This is a genomic window from Nocardioides albidus, assembly GCF_006335005.1.
Lineage (GTDB): Bacteria > Actinomycetota > Actinomycetes > Propionibacteriales > Nocardioidaceae > Nocardioides > Nocardioides albidus.
On record NZ_VDMP01000024.1, the window covers coordinates 238 to 2,687 of the forward strand.

General features: G+C 67.6%; 4 protein-coding genes. All 4 read right to left on the reverse strand.

Annotated features, from left to right (window positions below; genetic code table 11):
- Nucleotides 1-353, reverse strand: a 353-nt coding sequence (locus tag FHP29_RS22205; RefSeq protein WP_205014032.1) for a hypothetical protein, incomplete at its 3' end; no start/stop codon positions are given.
- Entirely contained in the window at nucleotides 350-934 is a 585-nt protein-coding gene (locus FHP29_RS10900; protein ID WP_139622908.1) for a DUF6318 family protein, read from the reverse strand. The genes FHP29_RS10900 and FHP29_RS22205, both read right to left, overlap by 4 nt.
- A 105-nt stretch (nucleotides 935-1,039) precedes the next feature.
- Nucleotides 1,040-1,756 (reverse strand): DUF4191 domain-containing protein, encoded by a 717-nt coding sequence (locus FHP29_RS10905; protein WP_139622909.1) that lies wholly within the window; start codon nucleotides 1,754-1,756, stop codon nucleotides 1,040-1,042.
- Nucleotides 1,757-1,796: 40 nt separating this feature from the next.
- On the reverse strand, nucleotides 1,797-2,450 hold a 654-nt coding region (locus FHP29_RS10910; protein ID WP_139623298.1), incomplete at its 5' end, for a lipoyl synthase.

Genomic DNA, 2,450 nt, shown 5'->3' on the forward strand with positions numbered 1-2,450 from the left:
TTGAGTTCACCGAAGGCCTTCTGGACGTCGGCCAGGGTCGGACCGGAGGGTTGATCGTTGCAATAGGAAACCGCAACACCTGACGCCGTCGCACCAGCGTCAGCAGCGGCACAGGCGGCGGTACCGGCGACGATCTTTGGACCGGATTGACTTCGTATTCCCTCTGAGGTGGATCCGGGGCTGCCGCGTTGGTCCTTTTTCACGGTGTTGACGAAGAACCCGTCGGCTGAGTGACCTCCTTGTGACGATGCGGTGGCTGACGGCTTTGGCGTTGGCTTGTCGGCCGCGAGGGCTGGCGAACACCAGGATGCCTCGATGACCGCTGCTAGGAGGACGGCAATCCAGCGAGTCATCGAATCACCAAGACATCCATGCGCCACTGATCAGCCACCCAAAGGACATAGACCTCGATATCGTTGGTAGCGGGGTCGGAAATCGTTGTCGAACCGTCCCCAGCAGTGATGACCTGCTCTTCATTGCGAGCGCTGATTTGGGCGTGGAATGCCCTCGCGCTCGGCGTCTCGAACTCCGCCTTCTCGAGCATGGTGACGTCGACGGAGTAGTCACCCCCGGTGAGGTAACCGCCCTCCTTATACAGAGTGCGGATGCCGTTTATTCCAGAGAGGCAGCCGCGACACTCAGCACTCGAGACGGCCCTGAGTGTCTTGATGTCCCCCGTCGCTTGGGCGTAGTTGATCAGCTCCCAGTAGTACGTGATGAACGCACGGGCGCCTGCCTTGGTCGCTTTCGTGGCTTCATCCGGGATCTGCGGCTCATCGGGCGTTTCGTCGGCAGCCGAGGTCGGCGTCTCCATCTTGCCCGTGGGGCTCCACGTCGACTCAGGGTCTTGGGGCGAGGGGGCGTCGTCGCCGCACCCGACCAGGCCGAGCAGCAGCACGAGCGCCGCCAGTGCCGCGCGGATCGTCGTACCCATGGGTCCTCCCGAGAAGTGCAGCGCCCGGACCGGGGACGCGTGCGCGACGCTATCCCGATCCGGGCGGCAGGCGCCACCAGGAGGTGGCGGGGTGTGGAGAGGCGATCAGCGGCCGCGGAGGTTGCCGCGCATGCCCTTCATCGAGGTGGGCACGGGGCCGCGGGGGAGCGGGACCTTGGGGCGCTGGGCGTCGAGGGCGCGCAGGCGCTGGCGGATCTCGGTGATCTCGGCGGGCTTCACCTGGCGGCCGAGCTTCTGCACGTGGCGGACCAGCTTGTTGAGCGGCACCTGGCCCTCGTCCTTGCCGACGATGACGTCGTGGACCGGGTAGTCGCCGGCGACACGCTCGTGCTTCTTGTGCTCGCTGATCATCAGGGCCTTGAGGCGGCCGGGGTTGCCCTCGCCGACGAGGACGATGCCCGGGGGGCCTACGACGCGGTGGACCATGTCCTGCTGCTTGGTGAAGCCGACGACCTCCTCGACCACCCAGCCGCGGCGCAACATGCTCAGCGCGCGGGCGGCGGCGCCGAGCTGGCCGTCGAGACGGGCGAACGCGGCCTTCTGGGCGCGGCGGCCGAACACGATCATCAGGGCGAGCAGGCCGATCAGGAAGCTCGCGACGCCGGCGAGGATCCAGCTGAAGACCGAGTCGTTGTGCGGGAGGACGAGGCGGAACAGCGCCATGCCGAGGCCGGCGAAGAGCAGGAACGAGCCGAGCATCCACCAACGGATCGCCGGGTCGACCTCCCGGGACATCTTGTAGGTCTCGAGGATCTGCCGGCGGCGGCTCATCGTGGACGGGTCGAGAGGCGTGTTCGACATGGGGTGCTGCGGTCTCCTCGGGCGGAACTTCGGCGGAACTTCAGGCAGTCGCTTCGGCGCGCGCGTCCCGCGCGGCCATCGCCTGACGATACAGACGACCGGCCCGGTACGACGAACGCACGAGCGGCCCGGACAGCACTCCTGCGAAGCCGATCTCCTCGGCTTCGGTGGCGAGCTCGACGAACTCCTCGGGCTTGACCCAGCGCTCGACGGGGTGGTGGCGCGGCGAGGGGCGGAGGTATTGGGTGATGGTGATGAGCTCGCAGCCGGCGTCGTGGAGGTCGCGCAGGGCTTGGGAGACCTCGTCGCGGGTCTCGCCCATGCCGAGGATGAGGTTGGACTTGGTGACCAGGCCGAAGGTCCGGGCCTGGGTCAGGACGTCGAGTGACCTGTCGTAGCGGAACGCGGGGCGGATGCGTTTGAAGATCCGCGGCACGGTCTCGACGTTGTGGGCGAGGACCTCGGGGCGGGACTCGAAGACCTCGGTGAGCAGGTCGGGGCGGCCGTTGAACTCGGGGATGAGGTTCTCGACGCCGGTGTCGGGGTTGAGGTCGTGGATGGCGCGGACGGTCTCGGCGTAGAGCCAGGCGCCGCCGTCGGGGAGGTCGTCGCGGGCGACGCCGGTGATGGTGGCGTATCGGAGGCCCATGGTCCGCACGGACTCTGCGACGCGGCGGGGCTCGTCGTGGTCGAG

Bases quoted from the DNA above. Each gene is read 5' to 3' on its own strand.
- FHP29_RS10900 (WP_139622908.1), bottom strand. From the start codon at position 934: ATGGGTACGACGATCCGCGCGGCACTGGCGGCGCTCGTGCTGCTGCTC.
- FHP29_RS10905 (WP_139622909.1), bottom strand. From the start codon at position 1,756: ATGTCGAACACGCCTCTCGACCCGTCCACGATGAGCCGCCGCCGGCAG.